The sequence below is a fragment of the Peribacillus sp. P4_D6 genome, from assembly GCF_056401795.1.
The window spans coordinates 1-849 of the sequence record NZ_JBFUIQ010000368.1; the positions used below are offsets into that span (position 1 = coordinate 1).

The following is an 849-nucleotide window of genomic DNA, read 5'->3' on the forward strand; positions in this document are numbered from 1 at the left end:
CCAGGAGCACGTCCCATTCCGATATCAATCCGGCCTGGAAAAAGCGTGGCTAGCATATTATATGCCTCTGCTATTCGGTATGGCTTATAATGTGGAAGCAGTACTGCCCCTGATCCAATCCGGATATTTTTTGTTTGTGAACCAATATAGCTTATCAAAACCTCTGGAACGGAACAGGCCAAGCCAGGCAAATCATGATGTTCAGTAAACCAGATTCTGCTATAACCCAGCCTATCTCCTTCTTGCGCTAGTTGAAGTGAAGCCTGCAAAGCTTCTTGTGCTGATTGCCCGGATGCAATCGGGGATTGATCCAATATGCTCAATTTCAATTTGTTACCTCCTTTCTTGGCTTTCGTAACTTAATCGTAAATCATAACCAGCCGAAAGTCGCCTGAAACGCTTGCTTTGTTGTTTAGTTTGCAGCCTTTAACAGAAAATATAAGGAGTTGAATCCAAATTAGGGAGTATAAGTAAATTATGTATTCTAGCGAGGTGTTTGGTTTAATACACAAAGGACGCAAGTGGCTCAAATGGTCATCATTTATTCTATCGAGGTCTTTTTAGGGATTTATGTAAAAAAGAAAAGCCCTTTAAGGGGCTTTCCAGTTTGTAGACAAAAGAAGTTCGGAATTAAAAAATTCTGAACCCCTTTTGAAATCCCCTTTGAATTTCGCCTAAAGTTAAGAGATAGTGGGCTCTACGAGCCCACTATCTTATGCCATTTTTTGTCCTCGCCATGTCCAATTGGCCATCTTCTTTAAATTAATKGCAGCGAAAGTAAGCATCGCCTGCATCGACAATTTTTTAAGTCCCCTTAAAGTAGTCCAACGCATACCATGCTTTTCTTTT

2 protein-coding genes are annotated in these 849 nt (G+C 40.8%); both read right to left on the bottom strand.

From position 1 onward, the window contains the following. On the bottom strand, positions 1–329 hold a 329-nt coding region (locus AC1DVB_RS27640), incomplete at its 3' end, for an MsnO8 family LLM class oxidoreductase (RefSeq protein WP_477592040.1). A gap of 384 nt (positions 330–713) precedes the next feature. Beyond that, a partial coding sequence (locus AC1DVB_RS27645) for a transposase (protein ID WP_477592042.1) occupies positions 714–849 on the bottom strand: 136 nt, incomplete at its 5' end.